Annotated in this window: 28 protein-coding genes; 27 read left to right on the top strand and 1 reads right to left on the bottom strand. The window is 65.0% G+C overall.

Features of this window, described 5'->3' with window-relative positions:
* The first annotated feature begins 13 nt into the window (after positions 1-13).
* From flgA to AC1RQP_RS08140, 27 genes are all read left to right on the top strand, one after another.
* Positions 14-490: a flagellar basal body P-ring formation chaperone FlgA gene (gene flgA / locus AC1RQP_RS08270; protein ID WP_492936573.1), complete on the top strand. Its 477-nt coding sequence runs from the start codon at positions 14-16 to the stop codon at positions 488-490.
* The gene (gene flgI, locus AC1RQP_RS08265) at positions 487-1,617 is read left to right on the top strand and encodes a flagellar basal body P-ring protein FlgI (protein WP_370120191.1); all 1,131 of its coding nucleotides are present in this window, start codon (positions 487-489) and stop codon (positions 1,615-1,617) included. The genes flgA and flgI overlap by 4 nt, the downstream gene beginning before the upstream one ends.
* A gap of 67 nt (positions 1,618-1,684) precedes the next feature.
* Positions 1,685-2,455, top strand: coding sequence for a MotE family protein (locus tag AC1RQP_RS08260; protein WP_492936572.1), 771 nt, complete (start codon positions 1,685-1,687; stop codon positions 2,453-2,455).
* Positions 2,456-3,163 carry a flagellar basal body L-ring protein FlgH gene (flgH, locus tag AC1RQP_RS08255; protein WP_239626819.1) on the top strand — a complete coding sequence of 236 codons (708 nt, stop codon included), beginning with the start codon at positions 2,456-2,458 and terminating at the stop codon, positions 3,161-3,163.
* A 39-nt stretch (positions 3,164-3,202) separates the two neighbouring features.
* Positions 3,203-3,646 (top strand): flagellar basal body-associated FliL family protein, encoded by a 444-nt coding sequence (locus tag AC1RQP_RS08250; protein WP_194394079.1) that lies wholly within the window; start codon positions 3,203-3,205, stop codon positions 3,644-3,646.
* Entirely contained in the window at positions 3,643-4,383 is a 741-nt protein-coding gene (fliP, locus tag AC1RQP_RS08245; protein ID WP_239626817.1) for a flagellar type III secretion system pore protein FliP, read from the top strand. The genes AC1RQP_RS08250 and fliP overlap by 4 nt, the downstream gene beginning before the upstream one ends.
* A gap of 265 nt (positions 4,384-4,648) precedes the next feature.
* Positions 4,649-5,557 carry a flagellin N-terminal helical domain-containing protein gene (locus AC1RQP_RS08240; protein WP_239626816.1) on the top strand — a complete coding sequence of 303 codons (909 nt, stop codon included), beginning with the start codon at positions 4,649-4,651 and terminating at the stop codon, positions 5,555-5,557.
* A 277-nt stretch (positions 5,558-5,834) separates the two neighbouring features.
* Entirely contained in the window at positions 5,835-6,749 is a 915-nt protein-coding gene (locus AC1RQP_RS08235) for a flagellin N-terminal helical domain-containing protein (RefSeq protein ID WP_239626814.1), read from the top strand.
* Between the two features lie 304 nt (positions 6,750-7,053).
* Positions 7,054-8,679, top strand: a complete 1,626-nt coding sequence (gene fliF, locus AC1RQP_RS08230; protein WP_239626812.1) for a flagellar basal-body MS-ring/collar protein FliF — start codon at positions 7,054-7,056, stop codon at positions 8,677-8,679.
* On the top strand, positions 8,676-9,374 hold the full coding sequence (locus AC1RQP_RS08225) for a hypothetical protein (protein ID WP_492936571.1): 699 nt from the start codon (positions 8,676-8,678) through the stop codon (positions 9,372-9,374). The genes fliF and AC1RQP_RS08225 overlap by 4 nt, the downstream gene beginning before the upstream one ends.
* 6 nt (positions 9,375-9,380) lie before the next feature.
* Positions 9,381-10,691, top strand: a complete 1,311-nt coding sequence (locus AC1RQP_RS08220) for a MotB family protein (protein ID WP_492936570.1) — start codon at positions 9,381-9,383, stop codon at positions 10,689-10,691.
* Positions 10,688-11,866 carry a chemotaxis protein gene (locus tag AC1RQP_RS08215; RefSeq protein ID WP_492936569.1) on the top strand — a complete coding sequence of 393 codons (1,179 nt, stop codon included), beginning with the start codon at positions 10,688-10,690 and terminating at the stop codon, positions 11,864-11,866. The genes AC1RQP_RS08220 and AC1RQP_RS08215 overlap by 4 nt, the downstream gene beginning before the upstream one ends.
* On the top strand, positions 11,863-13,215 hold the full coding sequence (gene fliK / locus AC1RQP_RS08210; RefSeq protein WP_492936568.1) for a flagellar hook-length control protein FliK: 1,353 nt from the start codon (positions 11,863-11,865) through the stop codon (positions 13,213-13,215). The genes AC1RQP_RS08215 and fliK overlap by 4 nt, the downstream gene beginning before the upstream one ends.
* Positions 13,166-13,747 (top strand): transglycosylase SLT domain-containing protein, encoded by a 582-nt coding sequence (locus AC1RQP_RS08205; RefSeq protein ID WP_492936567.1) that lies wholly within the window; start codon positions 13,166-13,168, stop codon positions 13,745-13,747. The genes fliK and AC1RQP_RS08205 overlap by 50 nt, the downstream gene beginning before the upstream one ends.
* Positions 13,748-13,837: 90 nt before the next feature.
* A complete protein-coding gene (locus AC1RQP_RS08200; protein WP_239626801.1) occupies positions 13,838-15,070 on the top strand; it encodes a flagellar hook protein FlgE in 1,233 nt (410 codons plus the stop codon).
* Positions 15,071-15,104: 34 nt separating this feature from the next.
* Positions 15,105-16,580 carry a flagellar hook-associated protein FlgK gene (gene flgK, locus AC1RQP_RS08195; protein ID WP_492936566.1) on the top strand — a complete coding sequence of 492 codons (1,476 nt, stop codon included), beginning with the start codon at positions 15,105-15,107 and terminating at the stop codon, positions 16,578-16,580.
* Between the two features lie 3 nt (positions 16,581-16,583).
* The gene (locus tag AC1RQP_RS08190) at positions 16,584-17,630 is read left to right on the top strand and encodes a flagellar hook-associated family protein (RefSeq protein ID WP_492936565.1); all 1,047 of its coding nucleotides are present in this window, start codon (positions 16,584-16,586) and stop codon (positions 17,628-17,630) included.
* Positions 17,631-17,699: 69 nt separating this feature from the next.
* Positions 17,700-18,044, top strand: a complete 345-nt coding sequence (gene flaF, locus AC1RQP_RS08185; protein WP_492936564.1) for a flagellar biosynthesis regulator FlaF — start codon at positions 17,700-17,702, stop codon at positions 18,042-18,044.
* On the top strand, positions 18,044-18,454 hold the full coding sequence (flbT, locus tag AC1RQP_RS08180) for a flagellar biosynthesis repressor FlbT (protein ID WP_492936563.1): 411 nt from the start codon (positions 18,044-18,046) through the stop codon (positions 18,452-18,454). The genes flaF and flbT overlap by 1 nt, the downstream gene beginning before the upstream one ends.
* A 15-nt stretch (positions 18,455-18,469) precedes the next feature.
* Positions 18,470-18,892, top strand: a complete 423-nt coding sequence (flgD, locus tag AC1RQP_RS08175) for a flagellar hook assembly protein FlgD (RefSeq protein ID WP_492936562.1) — start codon at positions 18,470-18,472, stop codon at positions 18,890-18,892.
* On the top strand, positions 18,889-19,155 hold the full coding sequence (fliQ, locus tag AC1RQP_RS08170; RefSeq protein WP_027572776.1) for a flagellar biosynthesis protein FliQ: 267 nt from the start codon (positions 18,889-18,891) through the stop codon (positions 19,153-19,155). The genes flgD and fliQ overlap by 4 nt, the downstream gene beginning before the upstream one ends.
* A gap of 76 nt (positions 19,156-19,231) precedes the next feature.
* Positions 19,232-21,313: a flagellar biosynthesis protein FlhA gene (flhA, locus tag AC1RQP_RS08165; protein WP_239626792.1), complete on the top strand. Its 2,082-nt coding sequence runs from the start codon at positions 19,232-19,234 to the stop codon at positions 21,311-21,313.
* Positions 21,310-22,062: a flagellar biosynthesis protein FliR gene (fliR, locus tag AC1RQP_RS08160; protein ID WP_035670248.1), complete on the top strand. Its 753-nt coding sequence runs from the start codon at positions 21,310-21,312 to the stop codon at positions 22,060-22,062. Before flhA ends, fliR begins: the two co-directional genes overlap by 4 nt.
* Before the next feature lie 7 nt (positions 22,063-22,069).
* Entirely contained in the window at positions 22,070-22,489 is a 420-nt protein-coding gene (locus AC1RQP_RS08155; protein ID WP_239626790.1) for a hypothetical protein, read from the top strand.
* Complete coding sequence (locus tag AC1RQP_RS08150) at positions 22,486-22,956, top strand: rod-binding protein (RefSeq protein ID WP_239626788.1); 471 nt, start codon at positions 22,486-22,488, stop codon at positions 22,954-22,956. Before AC1RQP_RS08155 ends, AC1RQP_RS08150 begins: the two co-directional genes overlap by 4 nt.
* 39 nt (positions 22,957-22,995) lie before the next feature.
* A complete protein-coding gene (locus AC1RQP_RS08145; protein WP_239626786.1) occupies positions 22,996-23,508 on the top strand; it encodes a flagellar biosynthesis protein FlgN in 513 nt (170 codons plus the stop codon).
* Positions 23,505-23,963: a hypothetical protein gene (locus AC1RQP_RS08140; RefSeq protein ID WP_035670256.1), complete on the top strand. Its 459-nt coding sequence runs from the start codon at positions 23,505-23,507 to the stop codon at positions 23,961-23,963. The genes AC1RQP_RS08145 and AC1RQP_RS08140 overlap by 4 nt, the downstream gene beginning before the upstream one ends.
* 185 nt (positions 23,964-24,148) lie before the next feature.
* Here AC1RQP_RS08140 and AC1RQP_RS08135 read toward each other — a convergent pair whose 3' ends face one another.
* On the bottom strand, positions 24,149-24,919 hold the full coding sequence (locus AC1RQP_RS08135) for a winged helix-turn-helix transcriptional regulator (protein ID WP_492936561.1): 771 nt from the start codon (positions 24,917-24,919) through the stop codon (positions 24,149-24,151).
* Positions 24,920-25,240 lie beyond the last annotated feature (321 nt).

Genomic DNA, 25,240 nt, shown 5'->3' with positions numbered 1-25,240 from the left:
TTCCGGTGTCTCGATGTTGAACAGGGTGGGCCTGATCATGCGCGGGTTGGCCGCCGTGCTGCTGGTTCTCGTCGCGGCGCGCGGCGCTGCGGCCGAGGAGAAGCGGCTTCCCGTGCCGGCCGTCTCGATCCGCGCCGGCGAGCTGATCCGGGAGGAGATGATCACCGAACGCGCCTTCGCGCCGAGCCTGCTCGGCGTCGCCATGTTCATCGAGGGCCGTCAGGTCCTGGTCGGCCGCATGGCGCGGCGCGCTCTGTTTCCGGGCCAGCCCATTCCGAACAATGCGGTGGAAGACCCCTGGACCGTCGCCCGCGGCGCCACGGTCAAGGTCGTGGTCGAAGATAGTGGCCTGTCGATCGTCACCTACGGTTCGGCGATGCAGTCGGGTGCGGCCGGCGCGCTCATCCCGGTACGCAATACGGATACCGGAGTGATCATCAGGGGCGTCGTCCAGCCGGACGGCACCGTCAAGGTCGTGGACGGGTCATGACAAGACTCCTGCTTGCGCTCGTCCTGCTCATGTCGGTCGTCAGCGCCCAGGCCGCCGTCCGCGTCAAGGACATTGCGGACATCAAGGGTTTGCGCGAGAACCAGATCGTCGGTTACGGCCTCGTCATCGGCCTGAACGGTACCGGCGACACGCTTCGCAACGCGCCGTTCACGGAACAGTCCCTGCAATCGATGCTCGAGAACATGGGCATCAACGTCAGGAACGAGACCACGAGCACCAACAACCCCCCGCGTCCGACGACGCTGCGCACGCGCAACGTCGCGGCGGTGATGGTGACCGCGGACCTGCCGCCATCGATCGGGCCCGGCGAGCGCATGGACGTCACCGTGTCGTCGCTCGGCGATGCGACGTCGCTGCTCGGCGGCACGCTGGTCATGACGTCGCTGCGCGCCGCGGACGGCGCCGTCTACGCGGTGGCGCAGGGCGCGATCACGGTCGCCGGCTACAGCGTCGGGGGCCAGGCGCAGAACGTCAGCCAGGGCACGCCGACGGCCGGGCGCATCCCGAACGGTGCGCTGGTCGAGCGCGAGGTGCAAGGAAGTCTCCGCGAGATGGAGTTCCTGGTGCTGGAGCTGAAGAACCCCGACTTCGTCACCGCGACACGCATCCTCGACGCCATCAACCGATACGCCGGCGGACGCTACCGCGCACAGATCGCCTTCGAGCGCGACTACCGCACCATCGTGCTGTCGAAGCCGCGTCACATCGGCCCTGTCCGTTTCCTCGCCGAGATCGGCGAACTGACGGTCGAGCCAGATACGCCGGCGCGGGTCGTGATCAACGAGCGTACCGGCACGGTTGTGATCGGGCGCGACGTGCGGATATCGACCGTTGCCGTGACCCACGGCAATCTGACCGTTCGTGTCACGGAGATGCCGGTCGTGTCGCAGCCGGCGCCGTTCTCGCGAGGGCAGACGGTGGTCGTCCCGCAGACGGTGGTCGAGGCCAACGAGGCGGGAGCGCAGGTGGCGATCCTGAGCGGGGTCGACCTCCAGCGCCTGGTGCGCGGGCTGAACCAGATCGGCTTGAAGCCATCGGGGATCATCGCGATCCTCCAGGCGATCAAGACGGCAGGCGCGCTCCAGGCCGACGTCATCGTGCAATGATGCATAAGCGTCGTGCAAGCTTGGTCGCTCAATGCTCAAGTCTCGACCGAGAATCGCACGCGGCCCGATGCTGAAGCTGGATCACAAAGCCAAACTCCTCCTGCTGGCCGCGGCCTCAATGCTCGCGAGCGCATCGCCCGTGCTGGCGCTGGACGAGGCCAGGCCGTCGAGGCCGCTCAACCTGCTCTCCTTCGCGCGCGCCCGCGCGGCGGGACCGCAGAAGCCGCAGGTGCCGGCCGCCCCGAATTCCGGCGAGAGTGCTTCGATCCGGGCGACGGCATGGGCAGCCGAAGAGTCAGGACCCGCGGTCACCGGGGCGATGCCGGCTTCGGAGACCCCGACACCCGCGCCTGCGCCCGCACCGGTCCGTCCGGCCAAGCCCGGCAGCGTCACGGCGCCGCCGAAGCCTGCGCCGCCGCAGGCTGCGCCGGCCCCTGACAACGAGATCGCCCTGTTCTGCAGCAACGTCGCCGATCCCGCCGTCGACGCAAGGCTGGCCTGGCAGCTCAAGGAGCTGGAGAAGGCCGAGAGCCAGCTGCGCGAGCGCATTGCCGAAGTCGAGGCCAAGCGCGCCGAATACGAGAAGTGGATGGCGCTGCGCGACGACTTCCTGAAGAAGGCCGAGGCGAGCATGGTCGAGATCTATTCGCGCATGAAGCCCGAGGCCGCGGCGACCCAGATCGCCGGCATGAGCGACGAGACCGCCGCCGCGGTGCTCGCCAAGCTCAGCCCGAGGAGTTCGAGCGCGATCTTCAATGAGATGGATACGGCTCGCGCGGCCCACCTCGCCGACCTGCTCGGCGGTATGCGTCGCGTGGATGACGGAAAGACCAAATAGATGAACAAGCCGATCCTCATCCCTTCGCTCCTGCTGGCGTCCGTGGTTCTGGCGGGATGCTTCCATGATCCGGCCGAAGTCCTGACCGGTCCGCAAATGTCGCCCGTCGGCAGCGGCCTGAGGATGCAGGCCGATCCGATCCCGGTGACGCCGCGCATGCGCACGCCTGTCAGCTATCGCTCGACCTGGGACGACGGCACCGATCTCTACCGCGATCCCCGGGCCCGGCGCACCGGTGACGTCGTGACGGTGATCATCTCGATGCAGGACAAGGCCAAGCTCGACAACAAGACCGACCGCTCCCGCGATTCCCAGGTCAAGTTCGGGCTCGACTGGCTGATGGACGTCGCAGGCTGGAGCGACACCGGCCAAGCCAACGCCAACCTCAACACAAATACCCAGATCAAGGGCAACGGCCAGATTGATCGCACCGAGGACATCAAGCTGTCGATCGCGGCCATCGTCACCGACGTGCTGCCGAACGGCAACATGATGATCAGCGGCTCGCAGGAATTTCGCGTCAACACGGAGATGCGCGTGCTCAACGTCGGCGGCATCGTACGTCCGCGCGACATCTCGCGAACCAACACGATCTCCTACGACAAGATCGCCGAGGCGCGCGTATCCTATGGCGGGCGCGGAAATCTGTCGGACGTGCAGCAGCCTGGATGGGGACACCGGATCTATGATGCCGTGGCACCATTCTGAGGCTTGCGGACGGGTCGCGCCGCGATGGCAGGGGGCGTTATGCGCCTGATTGCCGCCATCGTCGTGCTGACCTTGATCGCGATCGGCGCGGGCGCCCTTGCCGGCCTGCATCTGATCGCGACCGCCGAGCGCGTTGCCGATGCGAAGAAGAGCGCCACGCCGCCGCCGATCGCCTCGAGCTACGCCGGCAGCGCGCGGCTCAGGAAACTGTCTCCGATCGTGACCAATCTCGCCGCGCCGGCCAACAACTGGGCGCGCATCGAAGCCTCCATGGTGACTGACAGCATGAGCGACGAGGATGCCGGCATTCTGGCCGCCCACATCAGCGAGGACATCGTGACCTACCTGCGGTCGGCGACCGTTGCGCAGTTCGAGGGATCGCGTGGGCTCCAGCATCTGCGTGACGACCTGACCGAGCGCGCCAACATCCGCTCGTCGGGCAAGGTCCGCGAACTGATCATCGAGACGCTGGTGATCCAGTGAGAGTGAAAGTCCTGCTGCTCGCGTTTGTCCTGGTCGTGCTGCCCGAAGCGGCGCTGGCCCAGATTCCGGACCTGAATTCCCTGTTGCCGCCGGGAAACGGCTCGACCAGCGGCCGCATCATCCAGCTGATGGCGCTGATCACGGTGTTGTCGGTGGCGCCGGGGCTGCTCATCATGGTGACGAGCTTCACGCGATTTGCGGTGGCGTTGTCGTTCCTGCGCGCCGGTCTCGGCCTGCAGACCACGCCTGCGAACCTCGTACTGATCAGTCTCGCGTTGTTCATGACCTTCTACGTCATGGCACCGACCTTCGACAGGGCCTGGGAGACCGGCGTCCAGCCGCTGATGAAGAACGAGATCTCCGAAGAGCAAGCCTATCTGAAGATCACCGATCCGTTCCGCGAGTTCATGCTGGCCCATGTCCGCGACAAGGATCTCCAGACCTTCGAAGCGCTCGCCGCGGAAAGCTTCCGCAAGAAGTTCGACGACAAGCGCGTTGATCTGCGCGTCATCATTCCGGCCTTCATGATCTCCGAGCTCAGGCGCTCGTTCGAGATCGGATTCCTCATCATCCTGCCGTTCCTGGTGATCGACATGATCGTGGCGACGCTGACCATGTCGATGGGCATGATGATGATGCCGCCGACGATCCTCGCGCTGCCGTTCAAGATGCTGTTCTTCGTGCTGATCGACGGCTGGAACCTGCTGGCCTCCGGACTGGTGCGCTCGTTCTCGTAAGAGCCGAGATCGCTGACCGGATGGATATGGTTAAGCGATCGGCGCGGGATATGGTTAGCGGCTGGTAATGTTAACCATATGATTTTACAGCGAAATTCAGGTCGGCCTTAATCTGGAGGCAAGATTCGGCGTGCTAGCAATGCGGCACGGCGGGTTGGACCCCACCCACATCAGTCCAAAGGCATGATGCCGTCCCTCCGTACCGGTGAAAGCCCGGTATGTCCCCTCGTGAAAATGTATCGCGTACAAAAAAGGGACATTCGCAATGTCAAGCCTGCTTACGAACTCGACTGCCATGACCGCCCTCCAGACCCTGCGGTCTGTGAGTTCGCAACTCTCCACCACGCAGAACCGGATCTCCACCGGCCAGCGCGTGGCCACCGCTTCGGACAACGCCGCCTATTGGTCGATCGCGACGTCGATGCGCGCCGACAACGCCACGCTCTCCGCCGTCTCCGACTCGCTCGGTCTGTCGGCCGCGACCGTCGACACCGAATATACCGCTCTGACCTCGGTGATCGGCGACAAGGACTCGGGTCTGACCAAGCTCCAGGCGCTGCTGGTCCAATCCAAGACCGCCGGTATCGATCGCACCAAGATCCAGGCCGACATCACCCAGATCCAGCAGGATATGAAGCTCAAGGCCAACTCGGCCACCTTCAACGGCATCAACTGGCTGAGCACGACGACCGGTACCACCCCGACGAGCTTCAATCTCGTATCGTCGTATTCGCGTGTCGGCGGCACGCCCACCATCGGCTCCATCACGGTGACGACCGCCAACTACACGCTGTACTCGACCACGCAGACCGGCATTCTGGACACGGTGAGCGGCAGCGCGTCGGTCGACACGATCAACATCTCCGCGCTGACCGACTCGGCGGCTGACCAGACCACGCTCGATGGCTACATCGCGCAGGTCACCACTGCGATCAACTCGGTGGCCTCGGCTGCCGCCAATCTCGGTGCCGTCAAGAACCGTATCTCGACCAACACTAACTTCGTGAAGTCGCTGATGGACTCGGTTGACCGCGGTGTCGGCCAGCTCGTCGACGCGGACATGAATGCGGAATCCACCCGCCTGGCCGCCCTTCAGGTTCAGCAGCAGCTCGGCGTTCAGGCGCTCTCGATCGCCAACAACAGCAGCCAGAGCATCCTGTCGCTGTTCCGCTAAGACTCAAGTCATCGGAGGAGGGCCGCGCTTCTCGCGAAGCGCGGCCCTTTCGTTGGGGCGTGACGCCACGCGCACGCCGTCATTTCGGCTCCCTGTTGCCGCTGGAGCACAGCGCCACAAGCCTCGCACAAGCTTCGCTCGCTAACCTCGCCGTTACGACAGATTGGGCCCTGAATCCGCGTTTGCGGGAAGCCCAAAGGCATGACGCCGCCCTGTCGTACCGGTGCAAGCCCGGTATGTCCCCCAAGCTCGATTCAATCTTCAAAGGGACATCAAAATGGGTTCTAGTCTCCTCACCAACTCCTCCGCCATGACCGCGCTCCAGACCTTGCGGTCTGTCAGCGCGCAACTCGCCACCACCCAGAACCGGATCTCCACCGGCCAGCGTGTGGCCACCGCTTCGGACAACGCCGCCTACTGGTCGATCGCGACGTCGATGCGCTCCGACAACGCCGCGCTCTCCGCCGTCTCCGACTCGCTCGGTCTGTCGGCCGCGACCGTCGACACCGAATATACCGCTCTGACCTCGGTGATCGGTGACAAGGAATCCGGCCTGACCAAGCTGCAGGCGCTGCTGGTCGAAGCCAAGACCGCGGGTATCGACCGCACCAAGATCCAGGCCGACATCACCCAGATCCAGCAGGATATGAAGCTCAAGGCCAATTCGGCCACCTTCAACGGCATCAACTGGCTGAGCACGACGACCGGTACCACCCCGACGAGCTTCAATCTCGTATCGTCGTATTCGCGTGTCGGCGGCACGCCCACCATCGGCTCCATCACGGTGACGACCGCCAACTACACGCTGTACTCGACCACGCAGACCGGCATCCTGGACACGGTGAGCGGCAGCGCGTCGGTCGACACGATCAACATCTCCGCGCTGACCGACTCGGCGGCTGACCAGACCACGCTCGATGCCTACATCGCGCAGGTCACCGCTGCGATCAACTCGGTGAGCTCGGCCGCTGCCGATCTCGGTGCGGTCAAGAACCGCATCTCGACCAACTCGGAGTTCGTGAAGACCCTGATGGACTCCGTGGACCGCGGTGTCGGCCAGCTCGTCGACGCGGACATGAACGCGGAATCGACCCGCCTCCAGGCTCTGCAGACCCAGCAGCAGCTCGGCGTTCAGGCGCTCTCGATCGCCAACCAGAACAGCCAGAGCATCCTGTCGCTGTTCCGCGGCTAAGCGGCGCTTTCGAAATGACCGTGCTCCCTCAGGGAGCACGGTCCCCGCCATGATCGGCGGATGCGACGGCACACGACACGCCGGCATCGACCTTCCGACGCCAGACTTCATGCAATACGCCGCAGCCGGTAGCGCTGCCATGCGCCCGAGCGTCGGCTTGTGGCCGCCGAACCGATTGCGTCGTGCTGGCTTCTTGCAAAATTGCAACGCCTCGCCAGCGAACTGACACATTCGCGGCCTCGCGCAACCTTCAGACAAGGTTGGCAGCTGAGTGTCCTGTACGTTCGCATTGGTACGAGGTCATATGCTCAGTCGTGCGCAGGTACAGCAACTGCTCAACAATCTGCTGGAGCTTGGGCCGCGACGCCTGATGGCCTTGGGACTGATCGGCTTTGCCGTTCTCGTCACCGTCGTCGGCGGTACCTATTATCTCAGCCGCCCCGAGTTCGAAACGCTCTATACCGGCCTCACCCGCGAAGACGTGACGCGCATAGGCGCGGCGCTGCGCGAGCAGAACATCACCTTCGACGTCAATTCCGCCGGCGATGCGGTCTCGGTGCGCCCGAGCCAGACCATGCAGGCGCGGATGCTGCTTGCCGAGAAGGGGCTGCCGACCAGCGCCAATTCCGGTTACGAGCTGTTCGACAAGATCGGCTCGCTCGGCCTGACGTCGTTCATGCAGGAGGTCACCAAGCTCCGCGCACTGGAGGGCGAGATTGCGCGCACGGTGCAACTGATGAAGGGCGTGAAGGCGGCGCGGGTGCATATCGTGCTGCCGGTCCGCGGCTCGTTCCGCGCGACGCAGCAGCCGCCATCGGCCTCGGTCGTGCTGCGCACCGACGGCGCGATCGAGGCGCGCACGGCGCAGTCGATCCGTCATCTCGTCGCCGCCGCCATCCCCGGCATGAGCCGCGACAAGGTGACGGTGCTGGACGCCGACGGATCGATGCTGCTCGCCGAAGAGGACGAGGCGAGCGCCGCGCCGACCAAGATGGCGAGCCTTCAGAAGACGGTCGGCGGCATGGTGCAGGAGAACATCCGCAAGGCGCTGACGCCGTATCTCGGCCTCGACAATTTCGAGGTGAGCGTTGCGCCGCAGCTCTCCACCGACAAGCGGCAGATCAACGAGACGGTCTATGATCCCGAGAGCCGCGCCGAACGTTCGGTCCGGAACGTGCGCGAGAAGGAATCGTCGCAGAACGCCGACCGCTCGACGCCGACCACGGTGCAGCAGAATCTTCCCGACCAGCAGGTGAATGCCGGCGGCGGCAAGAACTCCAGCGAGGACAAGAGTCGCCGCGAGGACGTCACCAACTTCGAGGTCTCGTCCAAGACCACGACGACGGTAAGCGACGGCTATTCGGTCAAGAAGCTCTTCATCGCCGTCTTGGTCAACCGTGCGCGGCTGGTCGCCGATCTCGGCGACAAGAGCAACCAGGCCATCGTCGACAGCAAGCTTGCAGAGATCAGTCAGCTCGCGGCGACGGCGGGCGGACTGGACAAGACGCGCGGCGACCAGATCCAGGTGACGGCCGTCGACTTCATCGAGGGCTCACGTGAGCTGGCGCCGGTGCCTCCGATCAGCTTCGTCGAGATGATCAACAAGCAGCTCGGCAGCGTCATCAACGCAGTGACGATCCTGGCGGTTGCTGCGATGCTGGTCTGGTTCGGGCTTCGGCCCGCGGTCAACGGCATTCTGACCCATCGCGCGGAGCAGGAGCAGGCCGAGGCGGCTGAGGCCGCCCAAATCGAGGCTGCGGCGGCCCTTGCGTTGCCCGACAGCGAGGAGGCCGAGCTCAACCTCGTCGAAGACCTCGAAGGCAAGATGCAGCGAACGCCGCAGAAGCGGCTGGAGCAGATCGTCCGGCTCGATCAGATGCAGGCGGCAGCGATCCTTAAAGACTGGATGCGACGTGAGGAGGCGGCATGAACGCGGCAATCGGAAAACTCCTGACGCAGTTCGACGCGAATGGCCGGGTCAAGTCGTCGCCGCCTCCGTCGCCGAAAATCCAGGACGTGCTGACGAGGTCGAAGGAAGCCCGGCGCGAGCCTCAACCTCATCCGCAGCCCCAGACCCAAACCCAGCCGCAGCTTCAGGCGCCGCCTCCTGCGCCCGCGCCGGAAGCTCCGCCCGCCAACCTCCTGGACGATGCCTATCGGCGAGGCCATGCCGCCGGCGTCGCGGAGGGCGAGGCCAAGCTGGCGGAGGAGCGCGTCCGCAGTGCGATCCGGCTCGGAGAGGAGCGGGCAAAATGGTCCGACCAGCAGGCGGTCGCGATCGTTGGCGGCTTCGAGGCGGCCTGCCGGGAGATCGAGAGCAACATCGCAAGCTCCGTTGCGCGGATATTGCTCCCGTTCCTCACCGAGGCGGTGCGCAACAAGGCCATTGGGTCACTGGTCGAGCAGATTGCGGTGCTGACCGGCGGTTCACCGGTGCCGGTCTTCAAGGTCACCGGCCCGAGCGAGCTGCTCGACCTCGTGAAGACGCAGCTCGAGGCTTCCAGGCGAACCGGCATCGAGTATGAGGCCGCCGACACCTTCGAGGTCCGCGTCGTGGCCGACCAGACCGTGATCGAGACGCAGATCTCCGCCTGGAGTGACAGCCTCAGGGAAGCACGCCGGTAGTCCGCCATGGAAGAGGTCAAGCATGAGATCGTGATCGTCCGCCGGCGCAGCGCCTTCGCCGAGGAGGCGCATCACGGCGGCGTCTGGAAGATCGCCTATGCGGACTTCATGACCGCGATGATGGCGTTCTTCCTGGTCATGTGGCTGCTCAACGCGCTCAACCAGGACCAGAAGCAGGTGGTCGCGAGCTATTTCAATCCGATCAAGCTCGCGGAGAACGCACCTGCTCCAAAAGGTCTCAAGGATCTCTCCAAGAAGGAGCCGTCCTCGTTCGAAGGCCAGGACGGCAAGCGGCAGCCGGCCGGGCCGAACGAAGAACGTCGCGGTGACTCTCCGACGGCCGAGAAGCCGGCCTCCTTCGAGGAGAAGGTCCTGTTCCGCGATCCCTATGCGACGCTCGCGGAGATCGCCAACAGCGCGAACCAGTCCACGGGTCAGCGGCGTGCGGGCGCTCTGACGTCGGTCGAAGAGGATGGCCTCAAGGGCGGCGACGCCTACCGCGATCCTTTCGATCCCGGCTATTGGAAGCTGGCGCCGCAGGCGTCCAAGGACGCCGATCGTTTCATCGAGAGCGAGCCCAAGCCGAATGCCTCCGCGCGCGACGGTGCAGCCGGACCAAACCCGGGCGAGCCGCAGGCACGCCGTGCCAAGGCGGAAGAGGCCGGCGGAAGCGTGGCTCCGAACGCAGATAGTCCGTCCGCAAGCCTGTCGCCCCTTCTGCCGCCGGGCCCCGCACCCACGCAATCCTCGCGCGAGAGCGCCCAGCCTGGCGCTCAAGCCAATGTCGCCCCCCAGGCGCGTCCCAACGACACGGCAAAGGAGTCCGAACCGCGCGATGCGGCGCAAACTCAGCAGCCGACCCTCAAGCAGCTTCAGTCCGCGATCGCGGACGCGCTGTCGGATATCAAAGCGGGGGCGGGACCGGCGGCCGAGGTGCGTCAGGTCGAGGAAGGTCTCCTGGTCAGCCTGACCGACGATGCGAGCTTCGGCATGTTCGCGGTCGGCTCGGCCGAGCCGCGGCCCGAGCTGATCCGCGTGATCGACAAGATCGGGCCGCTGCTGACGAAACGCCAGGGCACGATCATCGTCCGCGGCCATACCGACAATCGGCCATATCGTTCGGAAACCTACGACAACTGGCGGCTGTCGACCGCTCGTGCGCAAATGGCATATTACATGCTGGTTCGCTCCGGCGTCGATGCGCGGCGGATCGAGCATATCGAAGGCTACGCCGACCGTCGGCCGAAGCTTCCGAACGATCCGGCGGCCGCACAGAACCGCCGGATCGAGATCCTGATCCGGGAGAAACGCCCTTGATCAGGCTGCTGCGCCGCGCCGCCCTGCTGCTGCTGCCGTTCACGGCGGCGAGCGCGCTTGCCCAGCCTGCGCCCCAGTCCGGCGAGCCCTATGAGCTCGTTCGTGCGCTACAGGCGGTGCAGGACGGCATCGCCAACGGCGACACCGCCGCGCATAGCAGCCACATCGCGCTGATCCGGCAGATCGGCGAGAAGTTTCTCGCGGCCGATCCCGCCGTGTGGAGCAATCCGCAGAACAGCCAGGCTGTGGTCATCTACCTGCTCAGCGGCGGTGCGCCGCAGGTCGTCCGCAAGCTGCCGCGCGACAGGATGAACGTCGACGAGCGGCTGTTCAATGGTGCGCTCGCCTATGTCGAGGGTCGTCAGGACGACGCGCGGGAGCTGCTCAAGGACGTCAAGCCGCGGACGATTCCCTCGGGTCTGGGCGGACAGGTCGCGCTGGTCCAGGGCGCGCTGTTCGCGCGCGCAGAGGCATCGCTCGCGATCGAGCGTCTGGACGATGCGCGCCTGCTGTTGCCCGGCACGCTCGTCGAGGAAGCGGCGCTGCGGCGCGAGATCCTGCTGGTGGGTCAGGCGGAGGATTTCGAGAAGTTCGAGTTCCTGACGCTGGCCTATATCCGCCATTACCGCAACTCGATCTATGCCGGCGATTTCTGGCAGCGATTCTCCGCGGGGCTGACGCAATCGAGCCTGGCGCTCGACGAGCGCCGCTTTGCGCGGATCACGGCCCTGTTGGAGCAGATCGATCGTGCGAGCCGCCTCAAGCTGTACTTCGTGATCGCGCGCGCCGCGATGGTGCGCGGACGGCTGGCGGTGACCCGGCTTGCCGGCGAGCGGGCGCTGGCGCTCAGCGCCGACGCCTCGGCGGAACGCGAGCGTGCCCATTTCTTCCGCGGCGCCTCGCGGGTGCTCACCGACGAATATGACGGCGGTCTCGCCGAGCTGAAGGCGCTCGACCGGTCGAAGCTGCCCGAGCGCGACGTCCCCCTTCTGAATGCCACGGTGCAGCTCGCGCTCGACGTCCGCAAGCCGTTCGCGGGCGGATCCGTTGCGGCTGCCGACAAGCCTCCGGCAACGCCGGCGCGGCTCGATCTGTCCTCATCGACCGTGACGCTCGCGCGCGCGCAGAAGCAGCTCGGCGAGCTCGAACTCCTTACCAGGGACCGCCGTCCATGACCAAGCTCAGTGGAACCTCCGGACAACTCTTCTCGGGTCTCGCCGAGAGCCTGAACGTGCGCGGGACGTCACGATCCGCAAAGAGCGCCGGGACCCGACCGCAGGCAAACTCGTCGTTCAACGATCTGCTCCACACCGTCTCGAATCTCGCGAAGCAGGCACTGAGCGATGGTGCCAGCGACACGACCGCGAAGGCCGGAACGCTGCGCACGCGTCTGGCCCATTCCAGCGAGCAGGAGAAGCCGAAGGACGCGGCGGTGCGCGAGCGCATCGCGGCGTCCGAGGGACCAGAGGCCACAGAGGAGTCCTCCGACGACAAGGCCGACAGGTCGTCGGAGAAACTACGTCCGGTGGATCAAGCCGCCGGGGCAGACGTCCAGGGTCAATCGGGCATTGCCGTGGCGGTTGGGCAGGAGATCGCTGCCGCGCCTGCCGTGAAGACGCAGCTGCAATTGCTGTCCGCCGACAAGGACGGACCCGCCCGCGACGAGCGGTCTTCCACGACGAAGCGCGAGGCTTCCGGCACGGGCGCGGCGAAGGTGGCGACGGTCGACACCGCCCCATCCGGTGTCGCTCCCACCGCCGCGCGCTCGCAGGCTGCGGCTTCGCAAGCGACGGGCGCGGAGCAGTCGGCACCGACGCAAGGCACGGAGGCTTCGAGCGCAATGCCCGCGTCAGCGGGCTTCGAGGCGGTCACGGCCAATGTCGAGCGCGCCGCCAAGGCCTCGGCGCGCGCCGCACTGCCCGAGACGACCAAGGTCACCGTGGTCCAGCAGGAGACCCATCTGCCGCCGGCGCAGTTCAACGCCCCGCAACAGATCGCCAATGCAGTCGTCGCCGAGCTGAAGGAGTCCCCGGCACCGGCGGCGTCGGCGGCGCCGGACCTTGCGGCTTCCCAGACCAATGCGCCGGATCAGCCGCTCAAGATCCTGACCGTCAATCTCGAGCCGCCGGCGCTCGGCAACGTCACCGTGCGCCTGCGTCTCGTCGGTACCGAAGTGTCCGTCCAGCTTGCGGCCGAGCGCAAGGACACGAGCCAGATGCTCGACCAGCAGCGCGACCAGATCCGCGATCTCATGCAGTCGGCGGGCTACGTCGCCGACGTCGCGCCGGTCCAGCACGGCTCGCTGGACGGATTCCAAAGCGGCTCCGGCCAATCTCAGCCGCAGCTCTCGGGCCAGCACCAGCCCTCGTCGCAGTCGCAAGGCACGTTCGGCGGTGCCGGCACGTCGTCGGGGCAATCCGACGGCGGTGCGAAGCAGGCCCGGCAGGAGCGCGAGTTCAACCAGGAGACGCGTCATGATCAGGACGTGGCGCCGCATCATCGTCGCGGCCCTGTTTATCTCTAGTGCGAGCGCTGCCCAGGCGGCCGCCGAAATTGCGCGCCCCTGCGAGCGCGAGATGGCGCGCGCGGCTCGGCAGCATGGGATTCCGCTCGGCATTCTTTACGCCGTCGGCCTCACCGAGACCGGTCGGCGCGGCGCGCTGCATCCCTACGCCCTCGGTGCCGACGGCCAGACCGTGTTCGCCAAGGACATGACTGACGCAATCGCAAATTTCGAGACGATGCGCAGCAAGGGGATCAAGCTCATCGACCTCGGTTGCATGCAGATCAACCACTATTATCACGGCGACAAGTTCGCTTCGGTACGGGCGATGTTCGATCCCGCCAGGAACGTCGACTACGCCGCGCGCTTCCTGAAGGAGCTGAAGCAGCGCGAAGGCAGCTGGACCATGGCAGTCGCGCGCTACAATGCCGGTCCCAACAACCAGCCGGCGCAGAAGCGCTACGTCTGTCACATCGTCGCTCATCTCGTCTCGAGCGGGTTCGGCGCGTGGACCGACAAGGCGCGCTCGTTCTGCCAACCGAAAACGACATGACAACATGAAGTTGTGCATCGCTTCCAATCATCAGCCCCGCGCAAGCAAGACCCCCCATTGTAGCTGCAACCTACCAAAGGAGCCCAATTCATGAGCCTGTATGGTGTTATGCGCACCGGCGTTTCCGGTATGTCTGCGCAGTCCAACAAGCTGTCGACGGTCTCGGACAACATCGCCAACGTCAACACGACCGGCTACAAGCGGGCTTCCACGGAGTTCTCCTCGCTGATCCTGAAGAGCGGCTCCGGCAATTACGATTCCGGCGCCGTCGAGACTACGGTCCGCTACGCCATCACCGATCCCGGGCATACGCAGTTCACCACGTCGAGCACGGACCTCGCCGTTCAGGGCAATGGCTTCTTCGTGGTGTCGAACGCAAACAACACGCAGCAGTATCTGACGCGCGCCGGCTCCTTCGTGCCGGACAGTCAGGGCAATCTGGTCAACGCGGCCGGCTACTATCTTCTGGGGCAGCCCGGTCTCGTGACCAACTTCTCGCAGAACAGCCTGTCCGGCTTGCAGATCGTCAACGTTGCCCAGGTTCCCCAGGTGCCTGTGCCGTCGACGGCGGCAACGCTCACGACCGGAAATCTGGATCCGAAGGCGGCTGTTATCGCCGGTCCGCCCGGCCCGGCGTCATACTCATCGAAGAGCTCGATCGTGGCCTACAACAATATCGGCCAGGCTGTTACGCTCGACGTCTATATGTCCCACACGGCGACGGCTGCCGGCTCGGATACCTGGCAGATTCAGGTCTATGACTCCGCGACGGGCACCTCGCTCGGCGCCGCCACCACGTTCACCTTCGACACCACGGCGGCCGGCAGGGGCGCGCTGGACGCGGCGAGCCCGACCGGTCTCACCGTGACCGTCCCCGGCGGTGCGGCGCTGACCATGGACCTGTCGAACATGACGCAGGTCGGAACCGACTTCAGCTTCAAGGCGACCGTCAATGGCAGCGTTCCCTCGGCTATCGACAAGGTCGACGTCGACGATGCGGGCCACGTGACGGCGATTCTCAAGAACGGGCAGCAGCTGACGCTCTACACGATCATGCTCGCCGACGTCGCGAGTCCCGACAATCTGACGCCCGAGCCGGGCAACGTCTATTCGACCAACATGGATTCCGGCAACGCGCAGGCGGGAAATGCCGGCACCGGCGGGCTCGGCACGATCCAGTCCGGCGCCCTGGAAGCCTCCAACGTCGACCTCGCGGACGAACTCACCGGGATGATCGAGGCCCAACGCGGCTTCACCGCGAACTCGAAATCGTTCCAGACCGGTGCCGACCTGCTCGACGTCGTCGTCAACTTGAAGCGCTGAATTCTTCAGCGCCCATTCCGGGCAAGAGCAACCCATGTCCCTGACCTCCGCTCTCGACTCCGCGCGCGCTTCGCTCATGGCGTCGGGCATTCAGTCCTCGACGATCTCGCGCAACATCGCCGGTGCCAGCGCTGCCGGCTATTCGCGCAAGATCGCCGTGCTGGACAATCTGCCAAATGCCGGCGTCTATGTCGCGGCGATCCAGCGCGCCGCGAGCGGCGGCCTGTTCACCAACGTCCTGACCGCGACCTCGGCGTCCGCCAAGCAAAGCGTGATCTATGACGGTCTCCAGAAGATCGCGGCATCGACCGTGGATGATCCCGAGCTAGATCAATCGCCGACGGCGCAGCTCAATGAGCTGAAGCAGGCGCTGCAGAAATATGCCAATGCCCCGGACAACACCACGTTGGCGCAGGCGGCGGTCGCGTCCGCCAAGGACATGGCCACCGCGCTGAACCAGGCGACCCGGACCGTGCAGTCGGTCCGCGAGGGCGCCGATGCCGACATGAGGACGTCGGTCCAGAACATCAACCAGTTGCTCTCCCAGTTCGAGACCGTGAACACCGCGATCGTGAAGGGCACGATCTCCGGCGACGACATCACCGATTACCTCGACCAGCGCGACAACATCGTCTCGCAGCTGTCGCAGGAGGTCGGCGTCACGATGTCGATCCGTCCCAACGGCGACGCTGCGCTCTACGCCGACAGCGGCGTCGTGCTGTTCGACAAGATGGCGCGGACCGTGAGCTTTGCGCCGACGAATGCCTACACCGCCGGCACCACGGGCAATGCCGTCTACATCGACGGCGTACCCGTGACCGGGGCCAATTCGGTGATGCCGCTGAAGTCGGGCAAGCTCGCGGGCCTCGCCCGGCTGCGTGACCAGGACGCCGTCACCTATCAGAGCCAGCTCGACGAAATCGCGCGCGGCCTGATCAACACTTTCAGGGAAAGCGATCAGACCGCCGCCGCGCTGCCCGACGTCCCCGGTCTGTTCACCTATCCCGGCGCGCCGGCCATGCCCGCGAGTGCCACCGTCTCGGTGGGCCTCGCCGGCACGATCTCGGTCGCCGCATCGGTCGATCCGGCTCAGGGCGGCAACCCGAATCTGCTGCGCGACGGCGCGATCAGCGGCAACCCCGCCTACCAATACAACACCGCGGGCAACGGCGGCTACTCGACCCGGCTGCAGCAGCTCATCGACGGCATGGATGCGTCGCAGCCGTTCGATCCAACGACGCAAGGCAAGCCGAGCGGCAACCTGATCGACTTCGCATCGTCGTCGACGAGCTGGATCGAGAACCAGCGCAAGACCGCCAACGACAACTCCGAGTACCAGAACACGCTGCTCAACCGCAGCATCACGGCGTTGTCGAACGTCAACGGCGTCAACATGGACGACGAGATGGCGTTGATGCTCCAGGTCGAGCGAACCTATTCGGCTTCGTCAAAGATCATTTCGACCGTCGATGAAATGCTGCAGAGCCTGCTGGCCGCCGTGGGGAACTAAGCCATGATGAGCGCGAACTACGTCTCGACCTTGATGCTGTCCTCGTCCTTGAGGTCCTCGATCACGAATAACCAGGCTGCGCTGAGCAGGGCCTCGACGGAGGCGACCACCGGCCGCTTCTACGACGTCGGCCTCGAGCTTGGCGCCACGACGGGAAGCGACCTCACGCTGCGGGCTGACTTCAGCTTCGCCGATCAGCTCGTCGATACCAACGGGCTCGTCGCGGGACGCCTGGACGTGACGCAGAACCGCATCACCCAGCTCAGCAAGACGGCGACGGACTTCCTCAAGGACCTGATCGCGGCCCGCAGCACCGACGGCGGCGGGCGGGTCATTCTGCCGCCTGCGGCCTCCAATCTCCAGGATCTGATCGGGGCGCTGAACGTCTCCTACAACGGCTCGTATCTGTTCTCGGGCATCAACACGCAGAGCACGCCCATCACGGCTTACACCGCCGGCTCGGCCAGCAAGAATCAGGTCGACGCGGATTTCCTCGCGACCTTCGGCTTCTCGCAATCTTCGCCCGCCGTGGGCACCATTACCCCGGCCCAGATGCAGACCTTCCTCGACACCACGTTCGATGCCGAGTTCGCGAGCCCGGCCTGGAATACCAACTGGTCATCGGCCACCGACCAGACCATGCAAAGCCGCATCTCGACGACCGAGATCGCCGATACGTCCGTCAGCGCCAACGAGGCCGGCTTCCGCAAGCTCGCCGAGGCCTACACCATGATGGCCGATCTCGGGAATGTAAACCTGAGCCAGGAGACCTTCCAGGTCGTCGTGGACAAGGCCATCGGCCTCGTCGGCAACGCCATCACGGACCTCGCTGCGCTCGGCGGCAGCGTCGGCACGGTTCAGCAGCGGATCACCACCGCAACCGCCAAGCTCAAGACGCAGCAGGACATTCTGAACAATCAGATCGTCGGTATGGAGAAGGTCGACCCGACCGAAGCCTCGGTCCGTGTCAACACCCTGCAGACCCAGATCCAGACCGCCCTGGCGCTCACCTCGCAGCTCCAGAAGATCAGCCTCATCAATTATCTCTGAGCCAAGGCTGCCCCTGGAAGCCTCGTAACCCTTGTCGAGTTGTTCGGTCTCCTGCGAAGAGTGGTCCTGATGACGTTTGAAGCCTATGAAGCGGTCGTTGACGAAAGTGGCTATGAGGCGCGAAACCGGGAACGGCAGGCGCTCACTCTCGGAATCGACCGGCTCGAGCGGATCCAGAAGGGTCGCTTCAGCGCCGAGGACCTGGTCGAGAGCCTGCTCTATGTGCGGCGGCTGTGGACGATCTTCATCGAAGATCTCGCGCACCCGGAAAACGGGCTGCCGGAGAAGCTGCGCGCCGACATCATCTCGATCGGCCTATGGGTCGTCAAGGAAGCCGACCGTCTTCGCGAGCAGAGGTCGAACGACGTGGTGCAACTCATCGAGATCAACCGCCTGATCAGAGACGCGCTCTAATGAAGATTTCCCTGCGGGCGGGCGAGCGGATCTACATCAACGGCGCGGTGCTTCGCGTGGACCGCAAGGTCTCCGTCGAGCTCGTCAACGACGTGATGTTCCTGCTCGAAGGGCAGATCATGCAGGCTTCCGACGCCACCACGGCGCTGCGGCAGCTCTATTTCATCGTCCAGCTCATGCTGATGAACCCGACCGACGTCCGCGACGCTGCGGCGCTCTACGCGCAGCATCACGCCGCCCTGTCTGCTGTATGCGAGAATCGCGAGATGCTGGACGGACTCGGCGCGATCGACGAACTGGTCGAGTCGACCCGCTACTTCGAGGCGCTCAAGCGAATTCGGGCGCTGTTCCCGGTGGAGCAGGCCATCCTGGCCGGCGCCGCCACCGTTTCCCCATTCGAGGCTGCCTGACAGCGGAGAGGCCAGATGAACGTCACCAGCGCGACCGATACGACCGGAAATGGCTCCGGTTCGAACAGCACCAACTCGCCGACCTCGAGCAACAGCGTGGATTACAACACGTTTCTTCAGCTCCTCATCGCCGAGATGAAGAATCAGGATCCGACCAATCCGATGGATACGTCGGAATATATGAGCCAGTTCGCCCAGCTCTCGACGGTCGAGCAGGCGATGCAGACGAATTCGAAGCTGGACGCGCTGCTGTCCTCGCAGTCCTTGTCGCAGGCCAACGGGCTGATCGGGAAGACGGTCAGCTTCACCGATTCGACCGGTGCCAGTTTCAGCGGCAAGGTCGTTTCGGTCTCCATCAACAGCGACGGCTCCATCGCGACGCTCGCGGACGGCACGAAGGTCGCCGTCGGGCCCGGACTCACGATCAGCCAGTCATGAACGAGCGGGACGCTCTCGATATCGTCCAGGCCGCGATCTGGACCATCATCGTCGCCTCTGGTCCCGCGGTCGGCGCCGCGATGCTGGTCGGCACCGTCATCGCGTTGATCCAGGCCCTGACCCAGATCCAGGAGGTGACGCTGACCTTCGTTCCGAAGATCATCGTCATTCTCCTCGTCGTTGCCGTCTCGGGCTCCTTCATCGGTGCGCATCTGTCGACTTTCACCGAGATGGTCTATTCGCGGATCGAACACGGCTTCTGATCCGGACAGCCCCGGCACCACCCTCGCGTAAGCTTTGCGCGGCAGATTGCGAACCGGACCCTTCTGCCGGTGACCCATGGCCGATACGTTAGCTGCCAGCCTGCCCAGCCCGCGCCGCCTCGGAGCGGACGCCTTCTTCGCGGCCGGCATCGTGACCATGCTCACGATCCTGTTCCTGCCGATTCCTCCGATCCTGATCGATCTCGGCCTCGCATTCTCGATCGCGCTGTCGGCGCTGATTCTGATGGTCGCGCTATGGATTCAGCGGCCGCTCGACTTCTCGGCCTTCCCGACCGTGCTGCTGATCGCGACGATCCTGCGCCTGGCGCTGAACATCGCGACGACGCGCCTGATCCTGTCGCGGGGCGGGGAGGGCGAACAGGCCGCAGGCCATGTCGTCGCCGGCTTCTCGAAGTTCGTCATGGGCGGCGACTTCGTCATCGGCCTTATCATCTTCGCGATCCTTGTCACCGTGAATTTCGTCGTGATCACCAAGGGTGCGACGCGTATCGCCGAGGTCGGCGCCCGTTTCACCCTGGACGCCATTCCCGGCAAGCAGATGGCGATCGACGCGGATCTTTCCGCAGGCCTGATCGACGACAAGGAAGCCCAGCGCCGTCGGCGCGAGCTCGAAGAGGAGAGCGCGTTCTTCGGCGCCATGGACGGCGCCTCGAAGTTCGTCCGCGGCGACGCCATCGCCGGCCTCATCATTACGGCGATCAACATCTTCGGCGGCATCGTCATCGGCGTCACCCATCACGGATTGACTCTCTCCCGCGCCGCCGACGTCTACACCAAGCTTTCCGTCGGCGACGGTCTGGTATCGCAGATGCCGGCGCTGATCGTGTCGCTGTCCGCGGGCCTCCTGGTCTCCAAGGGCGGCACCAGGGGCTCGGCCGAGCAGGCTGTGCTGCGGCAGCTCGGCGGCTATCCGCGCGCGGTGTCGGCTGCCGCGCTGATGATGTTCGTGCTCGCCCTGATGCCGGGGCTGCCGATGGCGCCGTTCGTGCTGCTTGGGGGTGTCATGGCCTTCGTCGGCTATTCGCTGCCGAGGCGGCAGGCGGCGCGGGAGCGCAAGGAGGCTGCATCCAAGGCCGACGAGCGCGCCCAGGCCGAGGCCAAGGAATCGGTGAAGGAGCAGCTCAAGACCGCCGAGATCGAGCTGGCGCTCGGCGGCCACCTTTCGGTCCATCTCCTGGGCTCGCGCACCGAGCTCGCCCACCGCGTGGCCAAGATCCGCAAGAAGTTTGCCAAGCAGTACGGCTTCGTCATTCCCGAGATCAAGCTCACCGACAATCTGTCGATTGATCCCAAGAGCTACCAGATCCGGATCCACGACACGCGCGTTGCCCATGGTGAGCTCAGGCTCGGCGAGGTGCTGGTGCTGGTCGACAAGGACGGCAAGCCCGACGTGCCGGGCGACGAGGTGATCGAGCCTGCCTTCGGCATGAAGGCGCTGTGGGTGACGGAAGCCTTCACCGACGAGGTCAAGCGGCAGGGCTGCAAGCCGGTCGACAATCTGTCGGTGCTGCTCACCCATTTGAGCGAAGTGATCAGGGCAAACCTCGCCCAGCTCCTGTCCTACAAGGACATGCGGGGCCTGCTCGACCGGCTCGATCCCGAATACAAGCGCCTTGTCGAGGATCTCTGCCCCTCGCAGATCTCCTATTCGGGCCTGCTGGCGATCCTCAAGATCCTGCTGGCCGAGCGCGTGTCGATCCGCAACCTCCATCTGATCCTCGAGGCGATCGCCGAGATCGCGCCCCATGTGCGGCGCTCCGAGCAGGTCGCAGAGCACGTGCGGACGCGGCTTGCCCAGCAGATCTGCGGCGACCTCTCCGACAATGGCGTGCTCAACGTGGTCCGTCTCGGCAACCGCTGGGACCTGGCGTTCCACCAGAGCCTGAAGCGCGATGGCAAGGGCGACGTCGTCGAGTTCGACGCCGATCCGCGCCTGATCGAGCAGTTCGCGACCGAAGCCAGCGCCGCGATCCGCAAGTTCACCGAGAACGGCACCAGCGTGGTGCTGGCGGTGACTCCCGAAGCCCGTCCCTATGTCCGGATGATCCTGGAGCGGGTGTTCCCGACCCTGCCGATCCTGTCGCACGTCGAAGTCGCGCGCAGTGCCGAGATCAGGGCGCTCGGAGCCGTATCGTGATCAGCGGCCTCGCCGACAGCGTACTGGTGACGTTCATCGTGTTCTGCCGCATCGGCGCCTGCCTGATGCTGGTGCCCGGCTATTCCAGCGTCAACGTTCCGCCCCAGGTGCGCCTGTTCGTCGCGCTGGTCACGACGTTTGCGCTGACGCCGATCCTGATCGCGGTCCTGAAGCCGCTCACGGACAACGCGGCACCGCTGACGCTGGCGCTCCTGATCTGCTCGGAGCTCGTGGTCGGCAGCGTCATCGGGCTCGGCGGGCGCGTGTTCTTCCTCGCGCTCCAGACCATGGCGACCATGATGGCGAGTGCGATCGGGCTCAGCAACATCCCGGGCACCCCGGTCGGCGACACCGATCCGGCGCCGGCCCTGGTGCCTCTGATCATGGCGGCCGTCACCACGCTGTTCTTCATGACCGACCAGCATTGGCAGGTGCTGCGCGGGCTGATGAACTCCTACGACGTCTGGCAGCCCGGCAGCAAGCTTGGTGGCAGCATGGCGCTCGACCTGCTCGTCGGTCGCCTCTCGGAAGCGTTCGTTCTGACGCTGCGGATCACCAGTCCCTTCATCGTCTATTCGGTGATCGTCAACCTGGCGGTCGGCCTGATCAACAAGCTGACGCCGGCGATCCCGGTCTATTTCATCTCGGTGCCCTTCGTGCTGTTCGGCGGCTTCCTGCTGCTCTATCTCACCAGCGACGAACTGCTGACGCAATTCATGCTCGGCGTCTCGTCGTGGCTGGCGGAGTGACCCGGTCATGACGTCGCGCGCGCACAAGCTCGGCCGGATGGTCTCGCTGGTGAAGCTCCAGCTCCGGCTGTCCGAATGGCAGCTCGCGCAACTGCGGCAGCAGGAGCGCAGCCTGCAGGACGAGCAGGAATGGCTGGTCGGAGCCCTGAACGACGGCAGGCCGCCCGCTGGATCGTCGAGCGAATCGATCGCGCGGCGCCTGAACAGGACGAGCGTCGGCGCACGCGCGGTGCGGGCGCAGGCCGCGCAGCAGCTCGACCATGTTCGCGCGGAAAGCCGCCGCGTGAGGCAGCTCGAGGAGGTGGCGAAGGCCGCGCTCGCCGACAAGCTCCGTGACGCGGAGAAGCGCGCGCTCGAGGAGATGACGGGAACAAGCCCTGCCGTGCGCGCGTGGATGCCACGGCCAGCCAACCGGGACAAGATATGATCGTGACCGCGACACCCGACCTCGTTCTCGATGTCCTCGAAGCCGCCGATCCCGTGTCGCAGCGCGCGGCGACCGCGAAGCTCGACGCGTTGAAATCCGCCGATGCCGACTTCGCCGCCACGATGGACGCGGAGATCGGCAAGGCTGCGGCCGATCAATCCGCGAAGGTTTCGGAAGCGCAGCCGGGTGCAGTGAACGGTTCGCCGGTGCAGGTGATCAAGGCGCCGGCATCCGGCGATGTTTATCGCAAGTTTGAAGCGTTCATCCTCCAGACCTTCGTCGAGACGATGTTGCCGAAGGAGTCGGAGGAGGTGTTTGGCAAGGGCACGGCTGGCGGCGTCTGGAAGTCGATGCTTGCGGAGCAGCTTGGCAACCAGCTGGCAAAGGGCAAGGGCATTGGCATTGCCAGGCAGCTCGCCGCCGCACATCCGGCCGGACCGGACGCGGCGGGGAAGGCTGGATCATGATCTGCGAACGGGTGACAGAAGTTGAGGGGTGAATTTCCGATGCAGGCACAAGAAGGCGCGGCGGCCATGGCGATGGACCAGGCGGTCGCGGACAGCGAAATGATGACGACGGAAGCAGCAGCAAGCGATGCGCTGCTGCCCGTCCTGCTGCCGATCGCGGGCGGCGAGGCGGTGGTCGAGGCCGCGGACGCGGTGAGATCGGACGAGGTGCGCGGCCTCTTAGCCGCAATCCGCCGGCTCGCGAGTATCGTCGAGGAGGAGACGGCCGCGCTCGCGACGGGTCGGAAGATCGATTTCGACGACTTCAGCGCGCGGAAGAGCCGGAGCATGCTCGAATTCGTCCGCCTGATGCGGGCGCGGATGCACCTCGGCAGTGAAGTCGAGATCACCGAGGAGATCCAGCGGCTGCGCGAGAAGCTCGAGCGGAATCGTTCCATTCTGGAAATGCACTACGATGCGGTGCGTGAGGTCGCGAGCATCATCGTCACGGCGATCAAGGAAGCCGAATCGGACGGCACTTATACCGGTCGCGCAACGCAGGACGGAAAATGATCAGGCTGGTGCTGGCCGGACTGTGGGTATGCATCCTCACCGCGGGCACGAGCTATGCCGTCGCCTATTGGAAGGAGAACGGCAGCCTGCTGCCGGCGAAGGACGAATATCTCGACGGGCTGCAATATCAGAAGACGCGGGCACTCAGCGTGCCCATGGTCGAGAACGGCAATGTGCAGGGCTACATCGTCGCGCGCTTCGTCTACACCGTCGAGGGTCGGACCATGCACCAGCTGAACGTTCCGCCGGAACCGTTCGTCGTCGACGAGGCCTTTCGCAGGATCTATGCCGACGAGCGTCTCGATTTCAGGAAGCTCGCCCGTTACGACCTCTCCATCCTGACCACGGCCATCAAGCAGCGTGTCAACGAGCGGATGCAGGCTGAAATCGTCCAGGACGTCCTGGTGGAGGACTTCAACTACGTGTCCAAGGAAGAATTCCAGCAGAAGCCGTAGAGCAAGCCATCCCGGACGGCGTTTCCGGGAGGATCGTGCCCCAAATGGCCAGCTGACGCCGGCGCCACGACAGTCGCGCGCGAATGCAGGCATCTGTCCTGCCGCCTCTGCCGCTGAAAGCACAACGGCCTCTGCGAAGTTGCTCGCAGAGGCCGTTGCAGGTCTGGCGGCAGCCTCCTGCCGCGTCAGTTTCCGGCCGGATAGGCCGCGGGGGCGGCATGGGCTCTGTTCAGGAGGATCCCGACCTCGTCGAGCTCCTGCACCGGCTCGTCGAGGGTCTCGCCGGCAGGAATGTTAAGGCGGTATCCGACGTAGCGTCGGGCCACGATCGCGTCGAAGCCGAGGCGGTCGCGGAGCTTCTTGCGCAGCTTGCTGACGTGACTCTCGATCACGCTCTCGTCGAAGGTGGACTCGAAGATGCCGTAGACCGCGTTGAAGATCTGCGTCTTGGTGATCCACTTGCCGTGGTTGGCGACCATATATTCGAGAATGCGCAGTTCGCGGCGGGGCAGGGTGAGGGCGTGGCCCGCGATCTCGGGGTCACGGCCGTTGAAGAAGACCTGAATCCTGCTCTCGCAGGGCCTCGGCAGCTCGCCTACCCGGCGCCGCGCGATCGCGGCCGTTCGGGCGAGGATCTCCCGCAAGTGAACCGGCACGTGCACGACGTCGTCGACGCCCGATTCGAACAGCTCCAGCGTGTTCTTGAGCATCTTCTGGCCGCTCACGGCGATGATGGGCGCCGAGGAACGCTTGCGCATCGCCCGTGGCAGACTTCCGCGTGCATCGCAATCCCCGAGGAGAAAGGCGTCCACCGCTGCCAAATCCGATTCATTCGCGGATTGCAGCCAGTCCCAGAATTCTCCGGAAGAGAAGCCGATCGACGATACACCTTCGCGAACGAGCCCTCCGACGTAGCTGTTCGCGACGCTCTCGCGATCATCAACGATAATATACATCAGTCTTTCGCCCCTGTTTCGCACTTGTTGCGGCCGGCTGGTTGTTGTGATGCTCCGGCTCGGCAACGATGCTGTTTGACGACATTCCTTCCCGCGAACCGTTGTTATGGTTTCGATATTCGCGGGCAGCCCTACGCATTCAGTGCCTGCGTCACGCAGGCCTGCTACATCAACTCGATACTGAACGCTTACTGGCGTGAGGCTCGGCGGGTGCCTTGCGGATCACCTCGCGGAGCGGATTGAGAAACGACCTAGATCAGGTGCGCCAAGTTGCTCATCGCTTCCGAACACTGCTGAACTGTGTCGATCTCCTCGCCAACT

Source organism: Bradyrhizobium sp. GW821-FHT13H06 (assembly GCF_058803975.1).
Note: the sequence above shows the minus strand (reverse complement) of the source record. Positions and strands in the feature narration are given on the sequence as shown.

What these genes read in the sequence shown, in the direction of transcription:
- flgA (WP_492936573.1), top strand. Translation starts at nt 14, where the DNA reads ATGTTGAACAGGGTGGGCCTGATCATGCGCGGGTTGGCCGCCGTGCTG.
- flgI (WP_370120191.1), top strand. Translation starts at nt 487, where the DNA reads ATGACAAGACTCCTGCTTGCGCTCGTCCTGCTCATGTCGGTCGTCAGC.
- AC1RQP_RS08260 (WP_492936572.1), top strand. Translation starts at nt 1,685, where the DNA reads ATGCTGAAGCTGGATCACAAAGCCAAACTCCTCCTGCTGGCCGCGGCC.
- flgH (WP_239626819.1), top strand. Translation starts at nt 2,456, where the DNA reads ATGAACAAGCCGATCCTCATCCCTTCGCTCCTGCTGGCGTCCGTGGTT.
- AC1RQP_RS08250 (WP_194394079.1), top strand. Translation starts at nt 3,203, where the DNA reads ATGCGCCTGATTGCCGCCATCGTCGTGCTGACCTTGATCGCGATCGGC.
- AC1RQP_RS08240 (WP_239626816.1), top strand. Translation starts at nt 4,649, where the DNA reads ATGTCAAGCCTGCTTACGAACTCGACTGCCATGACCGCCCTCCAGACC.
- AC1RQP_RS08235 (WP_239626814.1), top strand. Translation starts at nt 5,835, where the DNA reads ATGGGTTCTAGTCTCCTCACCAACTCCTCCGCCATGACCGCGCTCCAG.
- fliF (WP_239626812.1), top strand. Translation starts at nt 7,054, where the DNA reads ATGCTCAGTCGTGCGCAGGTACAGCAACTGCTCAACAATCTGCTGGAG.
- AC1RQP_RS08225 (WP_492936571.1), top strand. Translation starts at nt 8,676, where the DNA reads ATGAACGCGGCAATCGGAAAACTCCTGACGCAGTTCGACGCGAATGGC.
- AC1RQP_RS08220 (WP_492936570.1), top strand. Translation starts at nt 9,381, where the DNA reads ATGGAAGAGGTCAAGCATGAGATCGTGATCGTCCGCCGGCGCAGCGCC.
- fliK (WP_492936568.1), top strand. Translation starts at nt 11,863, where the DNA reads ATGACCAAGCTCAGTGGAACCTCCGGACAACTCTTCTCGGGTCTCGCC.
- AC1RQP_RS08205 (WP_492936567.1), top strand. Translation starts at nt 13,166, where the DNA reads ATGATCAGGACGTGGCGCCGCATCATCGTCGCGGCCCTGTTTATCTCT.
- AC1RQP_RS08200 (WP_239626801.1), top strand. Translation starts at nt 13,838, where the DNA reads ATGAGCCTGTATGGTGTTATGCGCACCGGCGTTTCCGGTATGTCTGCG.
- flgK (WP_492936566.1), top strand. Translation starts at nt 15,105, where the DNA reads ATGTCCCTGACCTCCGCTCTCGACTCCGCGCGCGCTTCGCTCATGGCG.
- AC1RQP_RS08190 (WP_492936565.1), top strand. Translation starts at nt 16,584, where the DNA reads ATGATGAGCGCGAACTACGTCTCGACCTTGATGCTGTCCTCGTCCTTG.
- flaF (WP_492936564.1), top strand. Translation starts at nt 17,700, where the DNA reads ATGACGTTTGAAGCCTATGAAGCGGTCGTTGACGAAAGTGGCTATGAG.
- flbT (WP_492936563.1), top strand. Translation starts at nt 18,044, where the DNA reads ATGAAGATTTCCCTGCGGGCGGGCGAGCGGATCTACATCAACGGCGCG.
- flgD (WP_492936562.1), top strand. Translation starts at nt 18,470, where the DNA reads ATGAACGTCACCAGCGCGACCGATACGACCGGAAATGGCTCCGGTTCG.
- fliQ (WP_027572776.1), top strand. Translation starts at nt 18,889, where the DNA reads ATGAACGAGCGGGACGCTCTCGATATCGTCCAGGCCGCGATCTGGACC.
- flhA (WP_239626792.1), top strand. Translation starts at nt 19,232, where the DNA reads ATGGCCGATACGTTAGCTGCCAGCCTGCCCAGCCCGCGCCGCCTCGGA.
- AC1RQP_RS08155 (WP_239626790.1), top strand. Translation starts at nt 22,070, where the DNA reads ATGACGTCGCGCGCGCACAAGCTCGGCCGGATGGTCTCGCTGGTGAAG.
- AC1RQP_RS08150 (WP_239626788.1), top strand. Translation starts at nt 22,486, where the DNA reads ATGATCGTGACCGCGACACCCGACCTCGTTCTCGATGTCCTCGAAGCC.
- AC1RQP_RS08145 (WP_239626786.1), top strand. Translation starts at nt 22,996, where the DNA reads ATGCAGGCACAAGAAGGCGCGGCGGCCATGGCGATGGACCAGGCGGTC.
- AC1RQP_RS08140 (WP_035670256.1), top strand. Translation starts at nt 23,505, where the DNA reads ATGATCAGGCTGGTGCTGGCCGGACTGTGGGTATGCATCCTCACCGCG.
- AC1RQP_RS08135 (WP_492936561.1), bottom strand. Translation starts at nt 24,919, where the DNA reads ATGTATATTATCGTTGATGATCGCGAGAGCGTCGCGAACAGCTACGTC.